Genomic DNA, 26,582 nt, shown 5'->3' with positions numbered 1-26,582 from the left:
ATAAACATAAAAGCATTATAATAATATTAATAAAATATAATAAAAAGGAAGAATATATGATTATGAAAGTTATATTGACAGTATTAGTATTAGCAATCTTATATATTCTGTATAAGTATGAGACTCAACATATAGAAACAACAGAATATACCATATTTAATGAAAAAATTCCAAAAGAATTTAATGATTTTAAAATAGTTCAAGTAAGTGATTTACATAATAAGGTATTTGATAAAAACAATAATAAAACATTGATAGATAAAATTGAATCCTTAAATCCAGATGTTATATTTATAACAGGAGACTTAGTTGATGGAGAAAATAAAAATTTTCAAATTGCATTAGATTTAATTGATAATTTAGTAAAAAAATATGAAGTGTACCATATAATTGGAAATCATGAACAAAAATCTTTAATAAAAAAATACAAACATCTATATAGGGATTATTTTAAGGAATTGTATTCAAAAAAAATAATAAATATGGAAAATGAATCTGTAAGAATATATAAAGGAGATAGTTATATTAATCTATATGGTTTAATCATACCATTGGAATGCTATCCATATTTTTTTGCTAATAATAAAAAGTTAGAATTGCGTGACAGTTTTGTACAAGATAAGTTAGGTAAAATAAACGAAAATGAGTATAATATACTTTTAGCTCATACACCATTTTTCTTTGAAAAATATGTAAAATGGGGAGCTGATTTAGTTCTGGCTGGTCATGTTCATGGTGGTATAATAAGAATACCTTTTATTGGAGGTGTACTATCTCCAAATAGAGAGTTTTTTCCTAAGTATGATTGGGGAAAATATGAAAAAGGTAGTAGCACTATGGTTTTAAATAAAGGCTTAGGAGGTTCAAAAGTTCTCATTAGACTTAATTGTAAACCAGAAGTAGTAAGAATTACATTAAAGTCTAATTAATAAGGTTTTTTGTGTATATAAACATCAATGACATATATATAAAATTGGTGTAAAACCCTATTAAATAGATACAATTATTAATTTTTAATAATTATTTAATTAATGTAAATAAATTGTTATTTTTAGCATGTAATATTTAAAATATAGGGGGTAGTTAAAAATCATGGGTGATATAATTAGATTTTATGAATCTGTAAAAAACAAATATCCGAAATTAAAAGATGGAACTAGAGTTCATATGTGGCCAAAAGAAAATATCATAATTGGACCTATTTATGATGAGGCAAATGGATATGAAAAAAGTATAGGAAGTGTGGATAGTTTAAGTTGGAAGCAAGTTGTTGTACTAGCAGAATGTGATGGGAAAAATACTACTAAAGATATATTAGATATATTATCCAACAGATATAGAAATATCCCTGACATGAGAGATAAGGTTATGGAATTTTTTATGTTTTATGATAATGAATATTTAACCTTTGAAGATGAGGAACAAACATTATCAAGTGTTTTTGAGATAACAGGAAATAAAGTATATCTTACACCTTTATACTTTACAATAGAGATAGATGGTAATGACAATAGGGTTCAATATTTTTCTGAAGTTATAAGTTTATTAAAGTGTATGTATGAAAAAGGGTGTAGGTTTATAGAAGTTATTGGTGAAGGTATTCTAAAAAACAAAGATATGAAAGAAGTATTTCAATATATGTTAGACCATTTTGATTTAATTATAGTAACTAAAGATAGTTTTACTATTGAAAGAAGTTTGATAAGAGAATTAGATGATTATCGTCATAAAGTAATATGGAATGTATATTCAGAGAATGATAACATACATGTTAAATTAAAAGAAGATATAAAAATAACTAGTTTGATAAAAAGAGGGCATACAGTAGTAAGGGGAGCTAGAGGAAGAGCAATAAAAATAGAAGATATGAGGTTTAAAGATATAAGAGAAAGATTTTCAAAATATGGTGCAGAATGGAGCCATGTATATATTTCTTCTGATGGCAGTGTAAAATCTTATTCCATTCAAAAAGAAAAAAGAGTCTATTTAGGCAATATATTTGACAATTCAGTTGAAGAAATTTTATTAGAAATGCAAAATAAGATTGATAATCAAGAGATTGTATATCAATAATTATCAAAATTAAGTTTTAGGAATAATTTATGATTGATTGTTTAGTTTTGTGTTAATAATCGTTAATGAGGTGATGTAACTTGTTAAGATTATTGAACAAATTTTTTTATGATGTTTTACTTAAATGTTGGATTTTTATGATGTTATGGATTTTTAGAGAACTTTTTACAGATACAAAATTAGTCAAAAAATTTAAACTTCATAAAATATTTATGTAAAAATCATATAAAATTCATATAACAGATGTATTATATAGAGTATAGAAAGACTAGCTTAAAAACCATAATATAATACCCTATTGTAATGATAACCCTCCCTCACATCCTCAAATAGAGTTATCATTACAAGAATTAATCCATAAATTTAAAATTTATGGTTTTTTTTTATTTAATTTGTTTTATTATCTAGGAATATGATTTATTATAGAATATATAATAAGTAATATAAAATACATTTGATTAAGTTTTTGACATGTTTTTAACTATACTAATAAGGAGGAGTATTTATGAATGTAAATAATCGCAAGTGCCCAGAGTGTGGTGAACATAGTAAAAAATTTGAAGTAATAGAAGAGTGTGAGGAGTGTGTGACATTTGAATGTTACACTTGTGGAACTATATCTATATTAAAGTATTGCGACAACTGTAAAGAATTTGTATTTGTAAATATTCCAAATAATGTAGAGACCTATGAGTATTGTTGCAGTAAATGTAATAATAAGATTTAATATAATTAAAATATATAATTTCATATGTTGTTTATACAAATATCATATAAAATTCATATATGTAATGTATTATAGAAATATAGAAAGAACTAGCTTAAAACATAATATAATTACCCTAAATTTATAATGGCAACTCTCCCTCACATCCTCAAATATAGTTGTCATTATAAAATACTTTGGCTGTTTCAAAAATGTAAAATCATTTTAGAAGCAGTCTATTTTTTTATAAAAAATAAAGAAGGCAACGGGAAGCCTTCTTTCGTGTAAAAAAAGTTTAATTTTTTGTTAAGATTTGTTTGTTTATTTTATATTATCTTTATAATATGTTTTTATTTGAAGGTTGGCAATGGATTTTGCACAACTGGTCATTATGAATGTAAAAGTGGAATATTATTAATAAATAATAATTACAAAATTGTAATTATTATTTATTAAGCAAATGCGTAAAATATCACATTAATGGGTATATAATTAATAATATACTAGTTTGGGGAGGATAAAATTATGAATTATAAAACAATCATATTAAATAGAAAGTCTGTTAGAGAATATAAAAAGACAGATATTAAAAAAGAGTATCTTAGTGAGATTAAGAAATACTCAGAATCTTGTAAGAAACTAGTTCCAGAGATAGACGTTGATATAAGAGTAATGAATAGAAGTGAAGTTTTTGACAATTTAGATAAAATAGCAGGATATAAAGGAAACATGATAGATGCTCCAAGTTATATTATAATATTATCTGAAGTAAAAGATAATTACATCGAAAATTCAGGATACATAGGAGAAAATATAATTTTTAAGGTAACAGACCTTGGAATAGGTTCTTGTTGGGTTACTTTTGAGGATAGTAAAAAGGTATTAGATAAACTTGGAATTGACTCAGACAAAGAGGTAACAGGAATTATTGCCATTGGATATGGAGAAAATGCAAGCAATACTAAAGTACTAAATGCTACAAAGACTGGTGATAATTATTCAAAATCTGATATGCAAGTTGTTTCAGACAATAGTTCTTCTCGTTTAGGTGTAGAAGAAGTAGTTTATATGGATGAGTGGGGAAATAATGCAAATACAAATATATTAGAAGAGAGAGCGCTTCTTGACGCATTCCATTATGCAAGATTAGCTCCATCTACATTAAATAGACAACCATGGAGATTTATAGTTGATGGAGGAGTTGTAGTTTTAGCAGTTAGAAAAGATGGTCATACTAATTTGTATGAAGAAAAAATAGATGTTGGTATAGTTATGCTTTATTTTGCAACAATAATAAGTGCAACTATGTTTGAGTTAAAATGGAATTTAGGCACTCCAGACAAAGATTATAAAATACCAGAGGACTATAAAATAGTTGGATATTGTAATATATAAAACAGTTTAATATTTAATTTAGTTTTACTTAAATTAATTTCTATAAAGAGTTCAATGCATTATATGGAATAATGTCATTGAACTCTTTTGTTGTATAGTTGTATAATCTAATTTCAGCATTATTAGTTGATAAATTTTATGTAAAAGAGGATTATTAATGTAAATTATTGGACTTGATATAAAGCCAATATAAAATTGATAGCTAAATGAGTAAATGTTATACTTTAAACTGAATCTGTATCTATTGTTGAAATAGTATTTTAAATCTTACAATTTTGTGCATAGATTGAGAGGTATATTATTTTATTAAACTGTATAATTTGCTTGGAGGGAATGTTAAATGGAATGGATAAATAAATTAAATCAAGCTATTACTTATATTGAAGACAATCTTGAAAGTGGAGTGGATTATGCAGAAGCAGCAAAAATTGCATGTTGTTCAACCTTCCATTTTCAAAGAATGTTCTCATATATTGCAGAAGTACCTTTGTCTGAATATATTAGACGTAGACGTATGACTAAGGCAGCATTTGAACTACAAAATAGTAATATTAAAATTTTAGAGCTGTCTGAGAAATATGGTTATGATTCACCCACATCTTTTAATAGGGCTTTTCAAAACATACATAGTATTTCTCCGTCTGCTGCTAGAGCAAAAGGTGTTGTTTTAAAAGCATATCCTAGGATAACCTTAACTATTTATGTAAAGGGAAATGTAGAAATGCAATATCGTATTGTGGAAAAAAAGGGATTTCGTATTGTTGGAGTAAAAGAGCATATGAATATGATTGTAGAGGAATGTTTTGATAAGGTTCCAAAGTTATGGGCTAAATCTATACAAAGTGGAATGATTGAAAAACTTTTGGAATTAATAAATCATGAACCTCATGGATTACTTGGAGTAAGCACATGTATGAATGGAAAGGACTTAGACTATTATATTGCTGCACCAACAGATAGACATACTTTAGAAAATACTTATGAATATTTTATACCATCGGGTACATGGGCAGTATTTGAATGTGTTTCTCCCATGCCAAATGCTATTGCTATACAGGAATTGCAAAAAAGAATTATTACTGAATGGTTACCAAGTTCTGGGTATGAGTATGCTAGTTTACCAGATATGGAACTTTATCCTAAAGGTGATATTAATGCTCCTGATTATACAGTAGAAGTTTGGATTCCAATTAAGAAACAAATTCAAAACTAGAGAAATAAGATGAAATTTTGAAATAGCAGACTAAAAATAGTCTGTTATTTTTTGTGAAATATGGAAAGTAAGCTTTATATAAAACATATCTGGGTGTATAATTATGGAAAGCAAGCTTTACATAAAATGAAATGATTTAAGGAGAAAAATGTGAAAAATAGATTAGAAGAAATAAGAAAAAAGAAAGGGATAAAGCAGGAAGAGCTTGCCATTGCCTTACAAGTCTCAAGACAAACGATTGGTTCATTAGAAAATGGCAGATATAATCCATCAATTATTTTAGCATTTAAAATAGCAAGATATTTTGATATGAGTATTGAAGAAATATTTATTTATGAGGAGGAGTAAAAATGAAAAAGAATAGATTATATATGGGTATTGTTTATCTTGTTTTTGGAGTTTTATTTATTTTATTGGCTACATTAACAGAATTTTCATTTGAAGCTTTTATATGGGGGCTTGCTGGAGCATCTTTAGGACCTGGAATATGTATGATATGTCAATATATATATTGGAGTAAGCCTGAAAAGTCTAAAGAGTATGAAAAAAAGCTAGAAAATCAAAAAATAGAGATGAATGATGAGAGAAGAATTATGTTACGCGATAAATCTGGACGTATTACTAACCAAATTATGTCTTATGTTTTAGTGATTATTATATTTATTGTATCTGCATTGAGTGTATTTTCAATAATGATAATAAGTAAATGGGTTTTAATTGGGCTTGGATTACTTCTTTTATTTCAATTTATTTGTATGGTAGTTGTATATAATAAGTTGGATAAAAAGTTATAGTGAAAAACTTAAAATCACAATAAAAATATTAAGATTTTAAGTTTTATATTCTTAAGAGAATTTTAGATGTTATCTTTAATATACAATTATATAAATTTATAAAAAGCCACAGGTATATATTTTATCTTGTGGCTTTTGTGGCTAAAGATTATATAGTTTTTAAAGAAAAATATTTTAGGATTTTATTTGTAAGTAATTTTATATATCTTTAAATAGATTAATCTTCATATAAATCTCCACTATTTTCTTTATTAAGAGTTCCATCTAATTTAAGCATTAGAAATTTTGTAAGTTCCTTAACAACAGGTCTGTGTACTGTATTTTTTGGTACAATAATAAATTCTCCTTCCTCAACTTTTGTTAATCCTTCTTGAGTTTCTAAATCAAATTCTCCTTCGATTACGAGTATCTTAATTATGCACAATCAAATATTACAACCCAAATACAGCAACTAGAAAAAGAATTAGATGTACGTCTTTTTGAGCGTATAGGAAAAAGTGTCACACTAACTAGAGAAGGAGAAATGTTAATTCCCTATGCAAAAAAAATGATTCTACTTTCATCTGATATTAAAAATATGTATGAAAACCAAGCTGATTCAGGGCGTATTGTTATTGGGGCTTCAGAATCTATTTGTATTTTTAAACTACCTGAAATTATTAAAATATATAAAGAGAAATATCCTGATGTTGATTTGTTTTTGAAGACTTTGGATTCATCTGATTTTATTCCATTACTTGCAGATAATACAATTGATATTGCATTTATACTTGACTCACCTGTTGCTGATAAGTCTGTTGTTTCTGTATTAAAAAAGGATGAGCCAATATGTGTTTTATCTGTTTAAGAAAGTAATTTAGCGTTAAAAGAAAAAGTGTCTATTCAAGATTTTCAAGATATTCCTTTTATTTTAACAGGGGAGGGCTGTTGTTATCGAAGTCTATTTGAAAAAGAACTATCTGAGTCATGTGTAGTTCCCAAAATAGTTCTTGAAACAGGGAGTATTCAGGTAATTAAACAAACAGTGCTTAGTGGTCTTGGATTGTGTCTTCTACCAGAGCTTGCAGTAGAAAAAGAATTAAAAATGCATGAATTAATTAAGATTCCATATGCTACAAACTATAACATTGTTTCTCAACTCATTTATCATAAAGATAAGTGGCTGTCTAAGAATCTTTGTGATTTTATTTCTATTGTTAAACAGATGTACTAGATTATTTTTCTTGGGGTTATGTTTCACTAATAGAAAATATAGACTACTTTAAAGCAGTCATAATTGCCTATTTTGGGTAAGTTGAAGTTTAGTGAATAAAAGCTAGAAACAAATTAGAAATCATTTATTTCTATACATAATATTGAAAGTAAAAGAAAAAGTGTTAGTGAATATTTAGGGAATGTGACAATAAAAAACTCTTTAGTTTAAACTAAAGAGTTTTAATTTATTGGTGCCGCTGATGGGACTCGAACCCATATGGTTTCCCGTACGATTTTGAGTCGTATGCGTCTGCCAGTTCCGCCACAGCGGCTTATATTTTAAATCCGAACTACTAGTATATCCTACCAGATTTTCCAAGAATATGCAAGAGGAATATTGAATACAAAGCACTCATCAAACTGTCAAAATATCATAAATACTAGCTTTTCCTCATGAAAACTTATGAATCAACACAGTTGATTTTGAGTTAATTGCATCTACCAATTCCACCACTCGGTCATGTCATGTTTATTATTATAGCAAAAAAATATATTGTTTGCAACATATTTAATTTTAATATACTATTATTATTATGGGAATATTAAATAATAGCATATTGGTATATAATATATATGTTACAAAAATAGAGAATCTTTAGGAGTGATATAATTTGGAAAAAAAATTAATTATAATAGATGGAAATTCAATAATAAATAGAGCATTTTACGCTTTGCCAGAAATGAATAATAAAGAAGGCTTAAAAACTAATGCTATATATGGCTTTACGACAATGTTGTTTAAAATAATAGATATATATAAACCAACACATATAAGTGTAGCTTTTGATAGAAAAGCACCTACATTTAGACACTTAGAGTATAAAGATTATAAAGCAGGAAGAAAGGGAATGCCAGATGAATTAGCAGAGCAATTACAGCCACTAAAAGACCTTTTAGATAAATTTAAAATAAATAGATTAGAAATAGATGGTTATGAAGCAGATGATATTATAGGAACTGTTTCTAAAAAAGCAGAGGATAATGGATATAAAGTATACATAGTAACTGGAGACAAAGATGCCATTCAACTTGCTTCAGATAAGACGACTACTCTTATAACAAAAAAAGGTGTAGGAGAAGTTGAAGAATATGACTTTAACTCTGTAATTGAAAAATATGAAATGACTCCAACTCAGTTTATTGACTTAAAAGGACTTATGGGAGATAAATCAGACAACATACCAGGAGTACCTGGAATAGGGGAAAAAACAGGAATAAAACTTATAAAAGAGTTTTCTAGTATAGAGAATTTAATAGAAAATACAGATAAACTTAAAGGAAGCGTAAAAAAGAAGATAGAAGAAAATAAAGAAATAGCTATTCAAAGCAAAAGACTTGCAACAATTATAAGGGATGTACCAATTGAAGTAAATTTGGATAGTATGATTTTTGGCGATTATGATAAAGATGAACTTTTAGATAAGTTTAGATATTTTGGATTTACAAGCCTTTTATCAAGATTAGTTGACTTGGTTGACTCAGATGATAATGAACAAGTAGAAGAAAAAATAGAAATATTAAAATTAAAAGATATAGATAAATTTATAGATGAAGTAAATAAAAAAGGACAAGTTATTTTAAAAACTGTTAGAGGACAAGGTAATATACTTGAAAAAAATATAATATATATCTTTATAAGTGTAGATGGAGAAAAAATATATTATATAGATTCAGATGAAGTAACAAAATTAGATGGTATACTTTCAAATAAAGAAATAAAGAAGTTTGGATATAATTTAAAGGATGATTATATATCTTTAAAGCCATATAATATAAACTTGGAAAATATAAATTTTGATATAACAATAGCGGAGTATTTAATAGATTCTACCTCATCTACATCATATGACTGTAGTGCTATAGCTATGAAATACTTATCAAAAAAAGTTAAATCAAAAGAAGAATTACTAGGTAAAGGTGTTAAATCTAAGAACTACGAAGATTTAGAATTTGAAGATTTGGCAGAGTATATGGGGCAAATAATCTGCACAGTTAAAGAAACAATTCCTATGATGGAAAGAAGTTTAATCGATATGAGTATGGATGGTCTTTTTTACCATGTAGAGATGCCATTGGTGGAAGTTTTAGGACATATGGAGTATGAAGGTATAAAAGTAGATAAGAGTATACTAGATGACCTAAGTATTGAGTTTAAAGAAATAATTTCTACACTAGAAAAGGAAATTTATGAATTATCAGGAGAGCCATTTAATATAAATTCACCAAAACAGTTAGGTGTTATATTGTTTGAAAAATTAGAACTTCCAATAATCAAAAAAACCAAGACTGGATACTCAACTAATGCGGATGTCTTAGAAAAATTAAGGGATAAACATCCAATAATAGACAAAATAACTGAGTATAGACAAATAGTAAAGCTGAATTCTACTTATGTTGAAGGTCTTCTAAACATAATAAATCCAGAAAGTAATAGAATTCATTCATCATTTAATCAAACTATAACAACTACTGGAAGGATTTCATCTACAGAACCAAATCTTCAAAATATACCTATAAAAATGGAAATGGGTAGAAAAATAAGAAAGGTGTTTATTGCAGATGAAAATTGTAAGCTAGTTGATGCCGATTACTCACAAGTAGAACTTAGAGTTCTTGCACATATGAGTCAAGATGAAAATATGATAGAAGCATTTAAACATAATGAAGATATTCATACTAAAACAGCTTCACAAGTTTTCAATGTTTCTATGGAAGATGTAACTAGTGAATTAAGAGGTGCAGCTAAGGCAGTAAACTTTGGTATTATATATGGTAAAAGTGATTTTGGATTGGCTGATGATTTAAATATACCTGTGCCAAAAGCAAAAGAGTATATAGAAAGTTATTTTGCTAAGTATCATAAGATAAAAGAGTTTATGGACACTACAGTAGAAAAGGCCAGTGAAGATGGTTATGCTGTGACTATCTTAAACAGAAGGAGATATATACCAGAAATAAAATCTAGCAATTTTATGGAGAGAAATAGAGGAAAGAGATTTGCAATGAATGCACCAATACAAGGAAGTGCAGCAGATATAATAAAGATTGCTATGATAAATGTTCACAAAAAGTTAGAAGAAAATGATTTGAAATCAAAGCTTATACTACAAGTTCATGATGAATTGATAGTTGAAGCAATTGACGATGAAATAGATATAGTTAAAAAGATTGTAAAAGATGAAATGGAAAATGCTGTAAATATGGATGTTCACTTAGATGTAGATTTAAATGTTGGTAGTTCTTGGTATGAGACAAAGTAGGTGATTTTATGTTGATATTAGGACTTACAGGAGGAATAGGCTGTGGAAAAAGCAGCCTATCGAATATATTTAGAAAATTTAACATTACTATAGTGGATGCAGATATTATATCTAGACAAATCTTTGAGGATGAGTTGTTATTAGAAAAAGTATTTAAACATTTTGGTCGAAATATAAAAAAGGATGATGGAACTTTAGATAGAAAAGCTCTTGGGAAAATAGTTTTTAATGATGAAGAAAAACTTAATGAGTTAAATAATCTGACACATCCAATAATAAGAGAAAAAATAATAAGTGATATAGAAGAAGCTAGAAAAAAAGACGAAAAGATAGTAATATTAGATGCAGCAATATTAGTAGAAAGTGGATTTTTGGAAATAGTAGATAAGCTATTAGTGGTTACTTGTAAACAAGAAGTACAAATTAGCCGAATACAAAAGAGAGATAATTGTAGTAAACAAGAAGCACTTAGCAGAATAAATTCACAAATGAGTCAGGAAGAAAAATCCAAATATGGTGATTATATAATAGATAATTCGGGAACAATAACTGAATTAGAGAATAAAGTATACAAATTTATTGAATACATGAAGGAGAATTGGCGTGAATAATAAGAAAGTATTGGTTCTATCTATTTTTATAATCTTATTTGGGGCACTATTAATGGAAAGCAAAATAATACATAAGTTTTTGTATCCTAAAAAATACTCAGAGTATGTAGAAAAATATTCTAAAGAATTTAATTTAGATGAAAATATAGTTTACAGTGTCATAAAAGCAGAAAGTAAGTTTAATAGCTCTGCTGTTTCAAAAAAAGAGGCCAAAGGGTTAATGCAAATATTAGACATAACTAGAGATTGGGGAGCGGAAGAACTGAATCTAGAAAATATTGATATTTTTGATCCAGAAACCAACATAAGAATTGGTTGTTGGTATTTAAATAAATTATATAAAGAATTTGGTTCATTGGATTTAGTAATAGCTGCATATAATGGTGGCTCAGGTAATGTAAAGAAATGGTTAGAAAATAATGAATATAGTAAAGATGGAAAGAATCTACATGATATACCCTTTGAACAAACTTCAAAGTATGTAGAAAAAGTAAAAAATAATTATAAAAATTATAATAAGATATATGGCGAGAAGGGGAAAAACTAATGAAGAAAATAAAAGTCTTAACAGTAATTTTAGCTATAACTCTTATGATAGTTGGTTGTAGTAATACTAAAACAAAAGAAAGTAGCAGTGAATCAGGTATTAAAAGTCAGAGCTCTATAGATGCCAAGTATATAAACTTAACGATGGTGACTCCTAAGACTATAAACCCTATAACAAATACTGATAAGTCTGTTGGCTACATAATGAACTTAATCTATGATGGCTTGTTTACAATAGATGAAAACTATAATGTAACTCCTCAATTAGTGAAGGAGTACAATATAGCTCAAGATGGAATGAGTATAGATATAAAATTAAACGATGCAAAATGGCATGATGGAAAAGAAGTTACTTCAAATGATGTAAATTATACAATTGGTTTAATTCAAAAAAGTGCAGAAAGTCCATATAATGAATTTACAAAAAATATAGCTTCTGTAAATATTAAATCAGATAAAGATTTTACAATAAAATTTAAAGCTAAGTATGCTTTTTCTATTGATAGTTTAATATTTCCAATAGTATCTCAAAATCATTTAGATTCAAAAGATGTAAATGACAAAAATAATAATATGATAGGAAATGGGAAATATAAAATAGAATCATATACAGAAAGAGAAGGAATGATTTTATCTGTGAATAAGGATTACTATGAAGAAGTTCCTAAAGCTATGAAAAATGTAAAAGTAGGAATGGTTCCTAACGAAGATGCTAGAACATCTATGGTTATGGCTCTTGATAGTGATATAACAAATGTTACGCTGAATGATTTGAGCAAATTTCAAGAAAAAGAGTTTAATATAACAAAATATCAAGGTAGAGATTATGAATGTGTATTATTTAATTACAATAATTCTTTTTTTAAGGATGTCAATTTTAGAAAAGCAATTGCACATTCTATAAATAAAAGTAGAATTATTAGTGAAGGTTATATGGATGATGCAACTCCTGTTAATTTTCCACTTAACTCAAAATCAAAATATTATAGCAGTGATGTGAAAGATTTAGAGTACAATAAAGATAAAGCGATTGAGTATCTTAATAAAGTAGAATATGCAAATATAAATGCAGTGAATCCAAAAAATGATAAGGTAGATAAAAAACAAAAAAAATCAACTAAAAAAAATACAAAGAAACTTACTGCAGAAGAACAAAAAAAGGCTGAACAAGAAGAAGCTGAGAGAGTAAAAAAAGAAGCTGAAGATAAAAAAAATAAAGAAAAAGAGGAAGTAAAGAAAAGACTTTCTGAAATGAATTTAAAAATAATAGTAAATAAAGATAATAGTGAGAGGTTAAAAACATCACATATAATAAGTGAAAACCTAAAAGCTATAGGAATAAACAATACAATAAATCAGTTATCAGACAAAGAAATGGAAAGTGCCCTTAATTCTAAAAATTACGATTTGGCATTGGTAGGATGGAAATTATCTATTGTACCAGATGTAAGTAGTATAATAGCAAGCAGCGGATATACTGATGATAAGTTAAATGGATACATGTCTGCACTGACAAGTTCTGCATCTGAAATTGAAACAAAGAAAGCTTATAAAGATGTACAAAAATATGTTGAGGATAATGCAACATTTATAAGTTTAGCTATTAGAAACAACTATATTGTAAGCAATAGTAGACTAAAAGGAAAGATTACTCCAAATGAATTTGATGTATATGAGGGAATCTCTAACTTAGATATAAGCTCAAATGAATCGAAATAAATTAAATGACTAATTTATATTTAAAAAATTTAAACTGTGTGATAAAATACCCTTATAGGGTATAAGGAGGTAATTGATATGAAAAAGAAACTATTAGTAGAAGGTATGAGTTGTGGACACTGTGTAAATCACCTTAAAACTGCATTAACAGAAGATATAGATGGTGTTGAAGTTTTAGATGTAGATTTGGAAAATAAATGTGCATCTGTAGATATGAAAGATGATGTATCAGTTGATAAGTTAAAAGAAGTAATAGCAGAGTTAGGTTTTGAATTAAAAGGAATTGAATAAAAAATAATAAAATAAAAAAAGACCTCTATTGGGGGAGTAATAGAGGTCTAAAAATGGGGGAGATTGAGTATGTTTGATTTTACATTACTATTATCTCCCCTTTTAAATTAATATATACATAAAAAGTAAAAAATTTCGAGAAAGATTCACATTTCGTAAACTTTTTGAATATACTATAAATAGCTAAGGGAGGGAGTATCATGGAGTCTAGAGGATATAAAGAAGATTTAAAAAAAATGATACTTGATATGGCCCACAAAGAACTTGAGAGTTATGTATCACAAAAAGGAGCAAAAAAATACTTTGAAGGTAATTTGGATAAAGTTATTAATAATAATATAAAAAAATTCAATCAAAGTATTGGTCTTAATAGAGTATATTTAAAAATGTTAAAAAAGTGTGCATATCAAGAAAGTGTAACTTCGATATCAAGAACTATCAAAAAAGAAACATTATTTAAATCAAAAAAAGAGCTATTTGCTTTTTCAGAGTACTTAAAGCTTAATGTTAATAAGCGACTTTCATATAATCAGATTTTAAGAAAAATATCAAGGTATATATACTATAATAGAAATTCATATGCTCAAAAATATGTTACTTTCAAAAGAGGAGATGAAGAATATCTTTTAGAACCTGAGAAAATAAAAGATGAACTGATATCAAGCTATAGGTCAAAAACTAGGGAAGATATGAAATCAATAGCAAAACTTTTAGATATAGAAATAGAGGATGATTATAGTGCTGAAGATATTAGAAAAAAAGTAATAAACTATATTATAAAAGAAAAAATTAAAAATTAAATATAAAAATTAAAAAAATAAGTTCTATTATTTTACACAATCAAGATAACTTGAGTACAATTTTTTCATGTGTTTAATAGAACTTATTCTTTTTTTGACATATTCTTTTAAATAATTTAATGCTACTTAAGTATTACGTAGTATTATTCAAATTTTTAACTTAATTTGATTTAAATAAAGTTATAATAATGATATAATATAAAAAAAGTAAAAATTGGAGAGTGATTTCAAAATGAAGTTTAGTTTTTGCCATAACAATTTTAATGTTACTAACTTAGAAAAAAGTTTGAATTTTTATGATAAAGCTTTAGGTCTAAAAGAAGTAAAGCGTAAAGAAGCAGAAGATGGAAGTTTTATACTAGTTTATTTAGGAGATGGGATTACTAGCCATACATTAGAGTTAACTTGGCTTAGAGATTGGGATAGACCATATAATTTAGGGGATAATGAGTTCCATTTGGCTTTAGAAGTTGAAGAGTTTGATGAGGCAAAAAAACTTCATAAAGACTTAGATTGTATATGTTTTGAAAATGAAAGTATGGGAATTTATTTTATAGCGGACCCAGATAATTATTGGATTGAAATACTTCCTAAGAATCATTAATTTTAATAATATAATTATAATTTCTTTACAATTAATAATAGAATAAGTTATCATTAAAATATAGTTGTTAAAAATGGATAATAGTGGTACAAATTTATGATTATAAAAATATGTTGGGGGGAGTGATAGTAGTGAAGAAAGCTATAACGGCTTTAGGGATTGGAGCAGTAGCAGTATCTGTTAGTTCCATACATGCAAGTGCTCTTGAAAAGGGAGTTGTGACAGCTAGTGCTTTAAATATAAGAAGCGGGCCAAGTGCTGATTGTGACAAAGTAGCAAAGTTATATAAGGGAAAAACTGTAGAAATTTTAGAAAAATCTAATGGTTGGTATAAAGTAAGAGTGTCAAGTTCTGTTGTTGGCTGGGGAAGTTCAAAATACATATCAACGAGTGGTTCATCTGGAAGTACTTCGAATCAAAATAATTCAACATCAAGTGGAACATCTATTAGTGGGAATGGAAAAGTAAATGTCAGTTCTAGATTAAATATAAGAAGTGGTGCAGGTACAAACTACTCATTAGTTGGTAAAGCAAATAATGGAGATGTAGTAAAGTTATTAGAACAAAGTAATGGATGGTATAAAATAAAGCTATCAAATGGAGTTACTGGATGGGCTAGTAGTCAGTATATCTCAAAAACATCAGAAGATGTTGGAACAAATGATTCTAATTCAAGTAATACTACTAATAATAACAACACTGATAAAAATCAATCTAGTGAAGTATCACTTGAAGGCAAGAAGGGAAAAGTAACATCTACTGTAAGTTTAAATGTAAGAAGTGGTCCTGGGACAAGCTATTCTGTAATCGGAAAATTAAATGGTGGAGATGTTGTTGAGTTAAAAGCTAAAAGTAATGGATGGTATAAAGTAAAATTATCAAATGGGACAACTGGATGGGTAAGTTCTAGTTATATTTCTGAGACTACTGAAGGATTAAAAGAAAACTCTAATTCATCATCTAATAATAATTCCCAATCTAATAGTAATTCAAATTCTTCATCTATTGGAAATTCAGATAAATCGACTGTAAATGGTTCAAAAGTAGTAGATTTTGCATATACACTTATTGGAATACCATATCAATGGGGAGCATCTGGTCCAGATAAGTTTGATTGTTCTGGATTTACACAGTATGTTTTTAAACACTCAGTTGGACTTTCTATACCAAGAGTTTCTAGAGAGCAAGCTCAATTTGGAAGTGCAGTTTCTATGGGTAACTATGCACCAGGAGATTTAGTTTACTTTGATACTGACGGAGATGGAGCAACGAACCATGTAGGTATATATGTAGGCAATAGTAAGTTTATACATTGTAGTGGAACTCAAACTAATCCTAATAAGGTTAAAGTAGACAATTTGACTACTTCATATTGGTCTAAAGCATTGCTTGGAGCAAGAAGATTTGCTTCGTAGATATAATTTTTATTAAAAAATTAAAATAAATAAGTTTTCTATTCATAAATTGAGACTCTTAAAAATATACTTTATTAATAATATAATTTTGGGAGGGGACAAACTAATGAATAGAAGAAAGACGATATACAGAGGATTTAATAATAATAGACATAAGATAGATGTGCGTAAGTATATAATAACTATTGCTTGTTTATGTTTGATTGGCTATTATTCTTATACAAAAATAAAAGATAGCAAGATGTTAGAGTATATATCAGCTAAAATACCATTTCTAAATAGTTCATCAGATATAACTTATAAAGATATATCTGATGAACTAAATGCCATAAAAAATGGAAAAAAATCTAAATCACAAACCAATTCAAATAATAATCAAAATAATAATTCAGAAAAAGCAGTAAATAATACCAAGGAACCAGAAGAAGTAAAATTAGCTACTATTGAAGGATGGGATATATATACTATCCAAGTTGCTGCAATAGATAATGATGACGATTTGAAAAAAATACAAACATCATTAGTTAGTAGTGATATACCTTTTTCAGTTATGGAGAAGGATGGAGTAAAAAAAATACAAACATACTCTTCTTTTGATGAAAATGAAGTTAGAAAACATATGAGTTCTATAAGAAAAGTATTTCCAGATGCGTTTTTATCTCATTTAGATGCACCTATGCTATCTTTAGAATATACAAGTAATTATGCTTATATAGATAGTATATCCAAAGAATTAAATAAATTAATAACAAACTTTAAAGAAGAATCAAGTTTTTGGTCGAATGATGAAAATAATGTAGATATGGAAAAATATAATACTATTTTGACAAATAGAAAGGCAATATCACAAAATATATCAAAAGAAGCTGAAAAGATTGATTATTCTGAAATGAGTTTATTTAAAGATAATTTGATTGACTATGTAAAGAACATAAACGAAAAAATTGATACTGCCTCAAAAGCAGCAAATGAAGAAAAATATAGTGTAAGTAAAAGTCTACTTTTATCATCTATGCAAGAGTATTCTTTGTTCATAAATTCCATAAAATAAAATACAGAAAATTTAGACTTTAGAAAGCTATAGGAAAAGGATTGTTTAATAAGACAATCCTTTTCCTCGTTTTAACTTAATAAAGAGGCGTTGATTTATAAAATAAATTATAAAAATAGGGATATTTTTTTAACAATTGTTAAGATTTTTTAATATATATAGTATACTTATAGAAGGCAGAAAAAATGTTTTTTTATAGATAAGGGGGTAAAACAATGAAACTCTTAACTTTTAAGGGAGGGATACATCCTCCATATAGAAAAGAGTACTCTAACACAAAGGCACTTGAAAAAGCTCAAGCTCCAAAGATAGTTTACATTCCTCTTCAACAACATATAGGGGCACCAGCTAAACCTATTGTTGAAGTTGGTGATGAAGTAAAGTTTGGGCAAAAAATAGGTGAACAGCAAGGTTTCGTTTCATGTAACGTTCATTCTTCAGTATCAGGTAAAGTTATTGCTATTGAACAACATGAAGTACCAGGTGGTTCAGCTCAATGTGTAGTTATCGAAAATGACTTTAAGGAAGAATTACATGAAAGTGTTCAACCAAAAGGTCAGTTAGAGGATTTGAGCAAAGAAGATATAGTAGGTATCATAAAAGAGGCAGGAATAGTAGGTATGGGTGGAGCTACATTCCCTAACCATGTAAAAGTATCTCCTCCACCAGACAGTAAAGCAGAAGTAGTTATATTAAATGGGGCAGAATGTGAACCATATTTAACTGCAGACCACAGATTAATGGTGGAAAATCCAGAAGATGTTGTATTTGGTTTAAGAGCATTAATGAAAGTATTAGATGTTAAAAAAGGATTTATAGGAATTGAAACAAATAAACCAGATGCTATAGAAGCCATTCAAAATGTAGCTAAAGATTATAGTGAAATCGAAGTTGTTGGCCTTCAAGTGAAATATCCACAAGGAGCAGAAAAACAACTTATTTATGCGTGTACAGGTAAGGAAGTTCCATCAGGCGGATTGCCAATAGCAGCAGGTGCAGTTGTTGACAACGTTGCCACAGCAGCTCAAATAGCTAAATCTATTAAAACAGGTATGCCTTTGGTAGAAAGAATTACTACAATAACAGGTAGCTGTATCAAAGAACCTAAAAACCTAATAACAAAAGTTGGGACATTAGTCTCAGAAATAATAGACCAATGTGGTGGTTTTAAAGAAGATAAAAAAGTTGGTAAAGTGATAATGGGTGGACCTATGATGGGGATAGCTCAATATACTACTGAAATAGCAACTAATAAAGGTTCTTCAGGGATTTTATGTTTAGATGAAGAAGAATCACGTACACCAGATGTTCAAAATTGTTTAAGATGTGGAAGATGTACAGATGTATGTCCATCATTCTTACAACCACTTTTCATAAGTGCATATTCTTTGAAGGAAGATTATGACACAGCTGAATATCATAGAGCTATGGATTGTATAGAATGTGGGTCTTGTTCATTTATTTGTCCAGCAAGAAGACCATTACTTCAATCTATAAGATCAGCAAAAAGAGAAATAGGAGCAAAGAGAAGAAAGCAAGCTGCTCAGAAATAAAGAAAGTTAAGGGGGAAAAACGATGGAAAATAAGTTGATAGTATCATCTTCTCCTCATGTGAGAAGTAATGAAGATACTTCATATATAATGAAACAAGTTATTATAGCACTCCTTCCAGCAGCAGTAGCAGGAGTATACTTCTTTAGACTTAATGCATTGAGTGCTATGTTTTTTTGTATACTTGGTACAGTAGGTACTGAATTTTTATATCAAAAACTTATGAAGCATAAAAGTACTATAGGAGATTTTTCAGCTGTTGTAACAGGATTATTATTAGCATTTAACGTACCAGCATCACTTCCTTGGTGGATGTGTCTAGTAGGAGGAATATTTGCAATATTAGTAGTTAAAATGGTATTTGGTGGAATTGGATGTAACTTTGTCAATCCAGCACTTGCTGCAAGAGCATTTTTATTAGCATCATTTCCAGTAGCAATGACTGCTTGGACTCAACCAGGTGTTAACTGGATAGGTAAAAATTTAGATGCAGTTACTACTGCAACACCATTAAGCTTTTTGAAAAATGGAGCAGCAGGATTAGCAGACCTTTCTAGCAATGGAATTAGTCTCGCTGATATGATGATTGGTAATATTGGTGGATGTATAGGTGAGACATCAGCAATATTATTATTATTAGGTGGAGTATACCTAATGTATAAAGGCATAATAAATTATGTTATCCCAGTATTTTACATAGCAACTGTATTTATATTAACATTCCTTTTAGGTGGATTTAATATAAATTTTGCAATATATCAACTGTTTGCTGGAGGACTTATGTTAGGTGGATTCTTCATGCTTACGGATTATACAACTTCGCCTATGACTAAGAAAGGTCAAATAATATACGCTGTATTAGCTGGTCTTATAACAACTGTTATAAGAATGTATGGTGGATATCCAGAAGGTGTATCTTACTCAATACTACTAGTAAACTGTCTTGCACCACTTATAGATAAGTTTGTTAGAAACAGAGTGTTTGGGGAGGTGGCTAAATAATGAATAGTATGGTAAGACTAGGTGGAACTTTACTTGCTATAAGTGCAATAGCCTCATTAGCACTTGGAGCTACAAATCAAGTTACAGCTCCAGTAATAGAACAAAGAAATATACAAGCAAACAATGAACTTAGAAAAGCAGTACTTCCAGAAGCAAAAGAATTTAAAGAAATGAAGGAAAGTACTTATAAAGACCTTGGAGATGGTCTTATAGCTGAAGTATATGAAGGGCTAGATGGTTCTGAGGTAGTAGGATATACTTTAAAAGCTAAACCAAGTGGCTATGGTGGAGAAATTGAAGTTATGGTAGGTATATCAGCTGATGGCCAAGTTACAGGTGTTGATATTGGTAATATGTCAGAGACAGCAGGACTTGGAGCAAAAGCTAAAGATGATGCATTTAAAGGTCAATACAAAGGAAAAACTGCTGAACCTCTTGAAGTAGCAAAAGGAAGCACAACAGCAGAAAATCAAATATTAGCAATATCAGGTGCAACTATTACATCTACAGCAGTTACTACAGGAGTAAATGCTGCAATAGATGTCTTCAATAGTGCTCTTAATAAATAAGGAGGGTTAATTATGAATTTAGCTAAAGTATTTAAAAATGGGCTAATAGATGAGAACCCAACATTTGTGCAAGTTATAGGTATGTGTCCAACACTAGCCGTTACAACTTCAGCAATAAATGGAATCGGTATGGGTCTTTCAACAGCAGCAGTTTTAATATGTGCAAATTTAGTTATATCATTACTAAGAAAAATCACACCAGATAAGATAAGAATACCTATATTTGTAGTCATTATAGCTACATTTGTTACAATAGTAGGAATGGTTTTAAAAGCATATGTTCCTGCTCTTGATAAGGCTCTTGGTATATATATACCATTAATAGTTGTTAACTGTTTAATACTAGCTCGTGCAGAAAGTTTTGCTTTTAAAACTGGTCCACTAGCTTCAATTGTTGATGGTGTAGGTCAAGGTCTTGGATTTACTGTTGCTCTTACAGTAATAGGTGCAGTAAGAGAATTACTTGGAAATGGTAGTTTATTTGGAATGACACTATTTGGAGCATCTTTCCAACCAGTATTAATATTTATATTACCACCAGGTGCATTCTTAACATTAGGATTCTTATTTGCAGGATTTAATAAATTAAGAAGTAAAAAAGCGTAGTGGAGGTGTAATAAATGAATTTAATACTTTTATTTTTAAGTATCGTTCTTGTTAATAACGTTATAACATCTCAGTTCTTGGGTATATGTCCTTTCTTAGGAGTTTCTAAGAAAGTTGATACAGCAGTAGGGATGGGAGTTGCAGTTACATTCGTTCTAACTCTAGCTTCAATTATAACTTATTTTATACAAATTTTATTAGTAAAGACTGGAACTGAATTTTTACAAACAATAGCTTTTATATTGGTTATAGCTTCTATAGTTCAGTTCGTTGAAATGGTAATTCAAAAGATGAGTCCATCTTTATATCAAGCATTAGGAGTTTATCTACCTCTTATAACTACAAACTGTGCAGTTCTTGGTATAGCTCTAGTTAATGTTCAAAAAAGTTATAATTTAGTAGAAACAATAATAAACGGATTTGGAGCAGGAGCTGGATTTACTTTAGCAATAGTAATATTCGCAGGTATAAGAGAAAGACTAGAATTAGCTGATATACCAGAAGCGTTTAAAGGTTTCCCTATAACACTTATATCAGCAAGTTTAATGTCAATAGCTTTCTTAGGATTTACAGGACTTATAAAGCTATAAAAAAGAGGGGTGAAAATAGTGATACTTACAGCTGTATTAGTTTTAGGAGTTATGGGCTTAATCTTCGGGATAGTATTAGATTTTGCATCTAAAAAGTTTGCTGTAGAAGTAGACGAAAGAGTGGAAGCTATACTAGGAGTACTTCCAGGTGCTAACTGTGGTGGTTGTGGATTCCCAGGATGTGGAGGTCTTGCAAGTGCGATAGTTGAAGGAAAAGCACCAGTTAATGGTTGCCCTGTAGGTGGAGCAGATGTTGGTGCAAAAGTTGGAGAAATAATGGGCGTAAGTGCTGAAGCAGGTGAAAAACAAGTAGCAAAAGTTATTTGCAAAGGAACTTGCTCAAGTGCAAAAGATAAATATGAGTATGAAGGAATATCTGATTGTAGAGCAGCAAATGTTTTAAATTCAGGAGCTAAAATGTGTAAGTTTGGATGTTTAGGTCTTGGAACATGTAAGACTGTTTGTAAATTTGATGCTATTTCTATAGTTGATGGAGTAGCAGTAATAGATGAAGAAAAATGTGTTAACTGTGGAAAATGTAAAGAAGCATGCCCTAAGGGTATAATAATTACAAAACCAGAAAGCCAATCAATAGTTGTAGAATGTAATAGCAAAGAATTTGGTAAAGCTGTTAAAGAAAAATGTACTGCTGGATGTATTGGTTGTGGAATGTGTGTAAAAGCTTGTAAATTTGATGCAATAATATTTGAAAACAAAATAGCTAAAATAGACCCTAGTAAGTGTGTAGGTTGTATGCAATGTGTAGAAAAATGCCCTACAAAAGTAATATCAGGTGATATAGCTAAAAGAAAGAAAGTTACTATTGACCAAGAACTTTGTGTGGGATGTACAGTGTGCAAAAAACAATGTAAGTTTGATGCAATAGAAGGTGAATTAAAAGAAAAACATAAGGTAGATGCAGACAAATGTGTAGGATGCCATTTATGTATGGAAAAATGTCCAAAGAAAGCTATTAAAATTTTGTAATATGGACAAAATAAAGATATGGAATAATTTCCATATCTCTAATGAGTACATAAAACAGAGGTATGGAATAATTTCCATACCTCTATTTTATGTATATTTATTTTATTGGTAATAAATATAACAATAGTGTAACAAAAAAGGTTCGACATTTCTGTTGAATTTTTTACAATATAGTGATAGACTAAATAGGTACAAATTACGTACAAATGAGGTGAATAAATGAATATAATCTTGGCATCAGCCTCTCCAAGAAGGAAAGAAATTCTAGAGAATACAAATGTAAGATTTGATATAATTAAAAGTGAAATTGATGAGATTATATTGGAAGGTGAAGCACCAAAACATTTAGTTATGAGATTAGCTTTTGAAAAAAGTATGTTTGTAGCATCTAAACATAAGAAAGATGTTGTTATTGGAGCTGATACTGTTGTTGTTTTAGATAATGCTATTTTAGGAAAGCCTAAAGATGAGTCTTGTGCAAGAGACATGCTAAGTAGACTATCTGGAAGAGAGCATCAAGTCATAACAGGTATTAGCTTAATAAACTTGTGCAAAGATAAAAAAATAATTGACTATGTAATCAGCAATGTAAAATTTAAAACGTTATCAGAAAAAGATATTGAGGATTATCTGAAAACTAAAGAGTCATTTGACAAAGCAGGAGCTTATGGAATACAAGGATATGGAGCTTTGCTAGTTGAAGAGATTAGAGGCGATTATTTTAATATAGTTGGACTTCCAATTTCAAAGTTAGGTGACTTGTTAAAGGAACATTTTAATATAAATCTTTTTTATGGAGTGTGATTTATCTGAAAAAGTCATTTAATTCAACCATTAAGGTAAAAGAAATGGCACTAGAGGAAAGACCCAGAGAAAAGATGCTTGCTGAAGGAGTAGAAAGCTTATCAAATGCTGAATTGTTGGCTATACTTTTAAGAACTGGTAACAAACATAAAAATGCAATCGAGTTAGCCAACTATATAATAAATAAAGATATTCAGGGTATTAGACATTTAGAGGAAATGACAATAGAGGAGCTGTGTAATATAGATGGAATTGGATTGTCAAAATCAGCCCAAATTAAAGCAGCTTTAGAACTAGGCTTTAGAGTAGCTAGTTTTAAACCTATGAAGTATAAAATAAAAAATCCTTGGGATATACATAAATATTATATGAATAGTCTGAGGTATTTGAAAAAAGAGGTTTTTAAGGCAGTTCTTTTAAATACAAAAAATGAGATAATATCTGATGTAGATATATCTGTAGGGACTTTAAACTCATCATTAGTCCATCCTAGAGAAGTTTTTAAAGAAGCTATAAAGAGAAGTGCAAGTAAAATAATAGTGATGCATAATCACCCCTCAGGAAGTGTAGAACCATCAAAGGAAGATAAAAATATTACATCAAGACTTATTAAATGTGGAGAAATAATTGGGATTGAAATAATTGACCATATAATAATTGGAGATGGATTATACTTTAGCTTTAAAGAAAATATGATAATTTGACTTTATATGTGATAAAATAGTAGGAGAATGTTTTAAACATGATTCTTAATTAGTAGGAAGGAGTAAAATCATGGCTAAGGAAAAAAAGAAAGAAAAAAGAGGTTTTTTTAGTTTTAACAAGATGACAAAGGATATGGGAATAGATTTAGGGACTGCAAATACATTAGTTTACATAAAAGGACAAGGTATTGTTGTTAGAGAACCCTCAGTTGTTGCAATAAGAGATGACAGTAAAGAAGTTTTAGCAGTAGGTGAAGAAGCTAAAAAAATGATAGGTAGAACACCAGGAAATATAGTAGCTATAAGACCAATGAAAGATGGAGTAATAGCTGACTTTGATATAACTCAATCAATGATTAGTTACTTTATACAAAAAGCAGCTGATAAAAAAGGTGTTGTAAGTCCAAGAATAGCTATATGTGTTCCTTTTGGAGTTACAGAAGTTGAAAAGAGAGCTATAGAAGAGGCTGCAAGACAAGCTGGTGCTAAAGATGCATTTCTTATAGAGGAACCAATGGCAGCGGCTATAGGAGCTGGATTAAAGGTTGAAGAGCCAGAAGGTAATATGGTAGTTGATATCGGTGGAGGTACTTCAGAAATAGCTGTAATATCTCTAGGAGGAATTGTTACTGCTAAATCTATAAGAATTGGTGGAGACGAATTTGACGAGTCTATAGTTGCCTATGTAAAAAAAGAATATAATCTTATGATAGGTGAAAGAACTGCTGAAAATGTTAAAATTAGCATAGGTTCTACATTTAAAGATGATGAAGAAATAAATATGCAAATAAGAGGTAGAGATTTAATATCAGGGTTACCTAAAACAATAGAAATATGTTCTACAGAAGTTAGAGAAGCATTAAAAGAGCCTGTGAGTTCAATAGTAGATGCTATAAAATCTACATTAGAAAAGACTCCACCAGAATTAGCATCAGACATAATGGAAAACGGAATAATGCTAACAGGAGGAGGAGCTTTACTTAGAGGTCTTGATAAACTTATTACACAAGAAACAGGAATGTCTGTTCAAATAGCAGAAGCTCCTCTTGATTGTGTTGCACTTGGAACAGGAAAATCTGTTGAAGACCAAGAAATTTTTGAAAAAGTATTAATGATGAATGCTAAAAATTAGAAGTTGGTGATGGCCTTGAGATTTGACAAGAATAAAAATGAGAAAAAAAGGATTAATGTTAAAGTGATAGCAACGGGCGTAGTTGCTATCACTTTAATTGGAATTGTGGGTATATCAATTGGTAAGTTTTCAAGTGGAAGCCCAGTAAACTTAGGTGTAGCATCAGATGCTATTACAAGTGTAGGAAAAGGAATAAATGATGGATTTTCATTTATAAAAAATGGTTTTAAAGATATCTTAAATTATAGAGATAACTCTGAAAAGGTAAAAAAATTAGAATCAGAAAATGAAAAGCTTAAAAAAGATGTTATAGCTTTAAATACCAAATTAGACAAGACAGAATCATTAGAAGAATTAAAGAAGACACTTAGCTTTGTAGAAGAAAAATATAAAGCAACAAGTATTTCTACAAGTGTTGTAGGTAAAAATGATGGAAACTGGTATGAGAGTTTTATAATAGGTGCGGGAAAAAATTCAGGTGTAAAAAAAGAAAGTATAGTTATGAATGGCAGTGGTCTAGTTGGTATAGTTTATGAAGTTTCCAACGATTATAGTAAGGCAATTTCACTATTAGATTCTAAATCATCTGTAAGTTTTAAATTAGCAAAAAATGCTAGTGCTAAAGGAGCAATTACTCAAAATACTACTTTAGACAATAAGGATAGTTATAATAGTAAAGGTTATTTACAAGGTTATATGTTTGACTCATCATATAATGTAATTCAAGGAGATATAATAACAACATCTGGTCTTGGATTTTTCCCAGAAGGCATACCAATTGGTGAGGTTGAAAAGGTAATTGATGATAAAGATAAATCACTAAAATATGTAGTTGTAAAACCTTATGTTGATTTTAAGAATATAGATGACGTTGTAGTCATAGAACCAAGAAATATAGGATAAAG

At 28.9% G+C, this 26,582-nt stretch carries 27 protein-coding genes, 1 tRNA gene and 1 pseudogene; 27 read left to right on the top strand and 2 right to left on the bottom strand.

Going from position 1 to position 26,582, the window contains the following annotated elements; all coding sequences use genetic code 11:
* Positions 1-62 precede the first annotated feature (62 nt).
* The 7 genes from IC214_RS15685 to IC214_RS15655 all read left to right on the top strand — a co-directional run bounded on the left by IC214_RS15685 (position 63) and on the right by IC214_RS15655 (position 6,181).
* Entirely contained in the window at positions 63-929 is an 867-nt protein-coding gene (locus tag IC214_RS15685) for a metallophosphoesterase (protein WP_227863013.1), read from the top strand.
* A gap of 163 nt (positions 930-1,092) precedes the next feature.
* A complete protein-coding gene (locus IC214_RS15680; RefSeq protein WP_227482177.1) occupies positions 1,093-2,073 on the top strand; it encodes an SPASM domain-containing protein in 981 nt (326 codons plus the stop codon).
* Between the two features lie 505 nt (positions 2,074-2,578).
* Positions 2,579-2,800, top strand: coding sequence for a hypothetical protein (locus IC214_RS15675; protein WP_227434056.1), 222 nt, complete (start codon positions 2,579-2,581; stop codon positions 2,798-2,800).
* Between the two features lie 504 nt (positions 2,801-3,304).
* The gene (locus IC214_RS15670) at positions 3,305-4,174 is read left to right on the top strand and encodes a nitroreductase family protein (protein WP_227434057.1); all 870 of its coding nucleotides are present in this window, start codon (positions 3,305-3,307) and stop codon (positions 4,172-4,174) included.
* Positions 4,175-4,514: 340 nt separating this feature from the next.
* Positions 4,515-5,387, top strand: a complete 873-nt coding sequence (locus IC214_RS15665) for an AraC family transcriptional regulator (protein WP_227823626.1) — start codon at positions 4,515-4,517, stop codon at positions 5,385-5,387.
* 150 nt (positions 5,388-5,537) lie between these two features.
* Entirely contained in the window at positions 5,538-5,735 is a 198-nt protein-coding gene (locus IC214_RS15660; protein WP_227434059.1) for a helix-turn-helix transcriptional regulator, read from the top strand.
* A 2-nt stretch (positions 5,736-5,737) separates the two neighbouring features.
* Positions 5,738-6,181, top strand: coding sequence for a hypothetical protein (locus tag IC214_RS15655; protein WP_227866798.1), 444 nt, complete (start codon positions 5,738-5,740; stop codon positions 6,179-6,181).
* Positions 6,182-6,398: 217 nt separating this feature from the next.
* Here IC214_RS15655 and IC214_RS15650 read toward each other — a convergent pair whose 3' ends face one another.
* Positions 6,399-6,605, bottom strand: coding sequence for a cupin (locus IC214_RS15650; RefSeq protein WP_227866797.1), 207 nt, complete (start codon positions 6,603-6,605; stop codon positions 6,399-6,401).
* Between IC214_RS15650 and IC214_RS15645 the strand changes: the two are divergent.
* Positions 6,564-7,394: pseudogene (locus tag IC214_RS15645) on the top strand (LysR substrate-binding domain-containing protein). The gene IC214_RS15650 and the pseudogene IC214_RS15645 sit on opposite strands and share 42 nt — an antisense overlap.
* A 230-nt stretch (positions 7,395-7,624) precedes the next feature.
* Here IC214_RS15645 and IC214_RS15640 read toward each other — a convergent pair.
* Positions 7,625-7,707 (bottom strand) — tRNA-Leu (locus IC214_RS15640).
* 339 nt (positions 7,708-8,046) lie between these two features.
* On the opposite strand from IC214_RS15640, the gene polA reads away from it, so the two are divergent.
* From polA to mreC, 19 genes are all read left to right on the top strand, one after another.
* Complete coding sequence (polA, locus tag IC214_RS15635) at positions 8,047-10,695, top strand: DNA polymerase I (RefSeq protein WP_227434061.1); 2,649 nt, start codon at positions 8,047-8,049, stop codon at positions 10,693-10,695.
* Between the two features lie 8 nt (positions 10,696-10,703).
* Entirely contained in the window at positions 10,704-11,306 is a 603-nt protein-coding gene (coaE, locus tag IC214_RS15630; RefSeq protein WP_227434062.1) for a dephospho-CoA kinase, read from the top strand.
* The gene (locus IC214_RS15625; RefSeq protein ID WP_227434063.1) at positions 11,299-11,853 is read left to right on the top strand and encodes a lytic transglycosylase domain-containing protein; all 555 of its coding nucleotides are present in this window, start codon (positions 11,299-11,301) and stop codon (positions 11,851-11,853) included. Before coaE ends, IC214_RS15625 begins: the two co-directional genes overlap by 8 nt.
* On the top strand, positions 11,853-13,571 hold the full coding sequence (locus tag IC214_RS15620) for an ABC transporter substrate-binding protein (RefSeq protein WP_227434064.1): 1,719 nt from the start codon (positions 11,853-11,855) through the stop codon (positions 13,569-13,571). Before IC214_RS15625 ends, IC214_RS15620 begins: the two co-directional genes overlap by 1 nt.
* Positions 13,572-13,649: 78 nt before the next feature.
* A complete protein-coding gene (locus tag IC214_RS15615; protein ID WP_227434065.1) occupies positions 13,650-13,862 on the top strand; it encodes a heavy-metal-associated domain-containing protein in 213 nt (70 codons plus the stop codon).
* A 200-nt stretch (positions 13,863-14,062) separates the two neighbouring features.
* The gene (locus IC214_RS15610) at positions 14,063-14,662 is read left to right on the top strand and encodes a hypothetical protein (protein WP_227434066.1); all 600 of its coding nucleotides are present in this window, start codon (positions 14,063-14,065) and stop codon (positions 14,660-14,662) included.
* 232 nt (positions 14,663-14,894) lie between these two features.
* Positions 14,895-15,266: a VOC family protein gene (locus tag IC214_RS15605; protein ID WP_227434067.1), complete on the top strand. Its 372-nt coding sequence runs from the start codon at positions 14,895-14,897 to the stop codon at positions 15,264-15,266.
* A gap of 131 nt (positions 15,267-15,397) precedes the next feature.
* Complete coding sequence (locus tag IC214_RS15600; protein WP_227434068.1) at positions 15,398-16,681, top strand: C40 family peptidase; 1,284 nt, start codon at positions 15,398-15,400, stop codon at positions 16,679-16,681.
* Between the two features lie 106 nt (positions 16,682-16,787).
* The gene (locus IC214_RS15595; protein ID WP_227434069.1) at positions 16,788-17,732 is read left to right on the top strand and encodes a hypothetical protein; all 945 of its coding nucleotides are present in this window, start codon (positions 16,788-16,790) and stop codon (positions 17,730-17,732) included.
* A 215-nt stretch (positions 17,733-17,947) separates the two neighbouring features.
* The gene (gene rsxC / locus IC214_RS15590; protein ID WP_227434070.1) at positions 17,948-19,285 is read left to right on the top strand and encodes an electron transport complex subunit RsxC; all 1,338 of its coding nucleotides are present in this window, start codon (positions 17,948-17,950) and stop codon (positions 19,283-19,285) included.
* Between the two features lie 22 nt (positions 19,286-19,307).
* Positions 19,308-20,285 carry an RnfABCDGE type electron transport complex subunit D gene (locus tag IC214_RS15585; RefSeq protein WP_227434071.1) on the top strand — a complete coding sequence of 326 codons (978 nt, stop codon included), beginning with the start codon at positions 19,308-19,310 and terminating at the stop codon, positions 20,283-20,285.
* Positions 20,285-20,854, top strand: coding sequence for an RnfABCDGE type electron transport complex subunit G (locus tag IC214_RS15580; RefSeq protein WP_227434072.1), 570 nt, complete (start codon positions 20,285-20,287; stop codon positions 20,852-20,854). The genes IC214_RS15585 and IC214_RS15580 overlap by 1 nt, the downstream gene beginning before the upstream one ends.
* Positions 20,855-20,866: 12 nt before the next feature.
* Entirely contained in the window at positions 20,867-21,460 is a 594-nt protein-coding gene (gene rsxE, locus IC214_RS15575; RefSeq protein WP_227434073.1) for an electron transport complex subunit RsxE, read from the top strand.
* Between the two features lie 14 nt (positions 21,461-21,474).
* A complete protein-coding gene (rsxA, locus tag IC214_RS15570) occupies positions 21,475-22,050 on the top strand; it encodes an electron transport complex subunit RsxA (RefSeq protein WP_054269663.1) in 576 nt (191 codons plus the stop codon).
* Between the two features lie 15 nt (positions 22,051-22,065).
* Positions 22,066-23,037, top strand: coding sequence for an RnfABCDGE type electron transport complex subunit B (locus IC214_RS15565; protein ID WP_227434326.1), 972 nt, complete (start codon positions 22,066-22,068; stop codon positions 23,035-23,037).
* Between the two features lie 219 nt (positions 23,038-23,256).
* Entirely contained in the window at positions 23,257-23,841 is a 585-nt protein-coding gene (locus IC214_RS15560) for a Maf family protein (protein ID WP_227434074.1), read from the top strand.
* 44 nt (positions 23,842-23,885) lie between these two features.
* Positions 23,886-24,545, top strand: coding sequence for a RadC family protein (gene radC / locus IC214_RS15555; RefSeq protein ID WP_227434327.1), 660 nt, complete (start codon positions 23,886-23,888; stop codon positions 24,543-24,545).
* Positions 24,546-24,615: 70 nt separating this feature from the next.
* Positions 24,616-25,677, top strand: coding sequence for a rod shape-determining protein (locus IC214_RS15550; RefSeq protein ID WP_269469188.1), 1,062 nt, complete (start codon positions 24,616-24,618; stop codon positions 25,675-25,677).
* Positions 25,678-25,686: 9 nt separating this feature from the next.
* A complete protein-coding gene (gene mreC, locus IC214_RS15545) occupies positions 25,687-26,580 on the top strand; it encodes a rod shape-determining protein MreC (RefSeq protein ID WP_227434075.1) in 894 nt (297 codons plus the stop codon).
* Positions 26,581-26,582: the final 2 nt, after the last annotated feature.

Source organism: Clostridioides sp. ES-S-0190-01 (assembly GCF_020658275.1).
GTDB lineage: Bacteria > Bacillota > Clostridia > Peptostreptococcales > Peptostreptococcaceae > Clostridioides.
This window is presented reverse-complemented; position numbering and strand designations above follow the sequence as displayed.

Coding starts and splice junctions, on each gene's coding strand:
- mreC (WP_227434075.1), top strand. CDS start 25,687: ATGGCCTTGAGATTTGACAAGAATAAAAATGAGAAAAAAAGGATTAAT.
- IC214_RS15665 (WP_227823626.1), top strand. CDS start 4,515: ATGGAATGGATAAATAAATTAAATCAAGCTATTACTTATATTGAAGAC.
- IC214_RS15615 (WP_227434065.1), top strand. CDS start 13,650: ATGAAAAAGAAACTATTAGTAGAAGGTATGAGTTGTGGACACTGTGTA.
- rsxE (WP_227434073.1), top strand. CDS start 20,867: ATGAATTTAGCTAAAGTATTTAAAAATGGGCTAATAGATGAGAACCCA.
- rsxA (WP_054269663.1), top strand. CDS start 21,475: ATGAATTTAATACTTTTATTTTTAAGTATCGTTCTTGTTAATAACGTT.
- IC214_RS15675 (WP_227434056.1), top strand. CDS start 2,579: ATGAATGTAAATAATCGCAAGTGCCCAGAGTGTGGTGAACATAGTAAA.
- IC214_RS15620 (WP_227434064.1), top strand. CDS start 11,853: ATGAAGAAAATAAAAGTCTTAACAGTAATTTTAGCTATAACTCTTATG.
- coaE (WP_227434062.1), top strand. CDS start 10,704: ATGTTGATATTAGGACTTACAGGAGGAATAGGCTGTGGAAAAAGCAGC.
- rsxC (WP_227434070.1), top strand. CDS start 17,948: ATGAAACTCTTAACTTTTAAGGGAGGGATACATCCTCCATATAGAAAA.
- IC214_RS15685 (WP_227863013.1), top strand. CDS start 63: ATGAAAGTTATATTGACAGTATTAGTATTAGCAATCTTATATATTCTG.
- IC214_RS15670 (WP_227434057.1), top strand. CDS start 3,305: ATGAATTATAAAACAATCATATTAAATAGAAAGTCTGTTAGAGAATAT.
- IC214_RS15585 (WP_227434071.1), top strand. CDS start 19,308: ATGGAAAATAAGTTGATAGTATCATCTTCTCCTCATGTGAGAAGTAAT.
- IC214_RS15680 (WP_227482177.1), top strand. CDS start 1,093: ATGGGTGATATAATTAGATTTTATGAATCTGTAAAAAACAAATATCCG.
- IC214_RS15595 (WP_227434069.1), top strand. CDS start 16,788: ATGAATAGAAGAAAGACGATATACAGAGGATTTAATAATAATAGACAT.
- IC214_RS15560 (WP_227434074.1), top strand. CDS start 23,257: ATGAATATAATCTTGGCATCAGCCTCTCCAAGAAGGAAAGAAATTCTA.
- IC214_RS15580 (WP_227434072.1), top strand. CDS start 20,285: ATGAATAGTATGGTAAGACTAGGTGGAACTTTACTTGCTATAAGTGCA.
- IC214_RS15605 (WP_227434067.1), top strand. CDS start 14,895: ATGAAGTTTAGTTTTTGCCATAACAATTTTAATGTTACTAACTTAGAA.
- IC214_RS15610 (WP_227434066.1), top strand. CDS start 14,063: ATGGAGTCTAGAGGATATAAAGAAGATTTAAAAAAAATGATACTTGAT.
- IC214_RS15655 (WP_227866798.1), top strand. CDS start 5,738: ATGAAAAAGAATAGATTATATATGGGTATTGTTTATCTTGTTTTTGGA.
- IC214_RS15550 (WP_269469188.1), top strand. CDS start 24,616: ATGGCTAAGGAAAAAAAGAAAGAAAAAAGAGGTTTTTTTAGTTTTAAC.
- radC (WP_227434327.1), top strand. CDS start 23,886: ATGGCACTAGAGGAAAGACCCAGAGAAAAGATGCTTGCTGAAGGAGTA.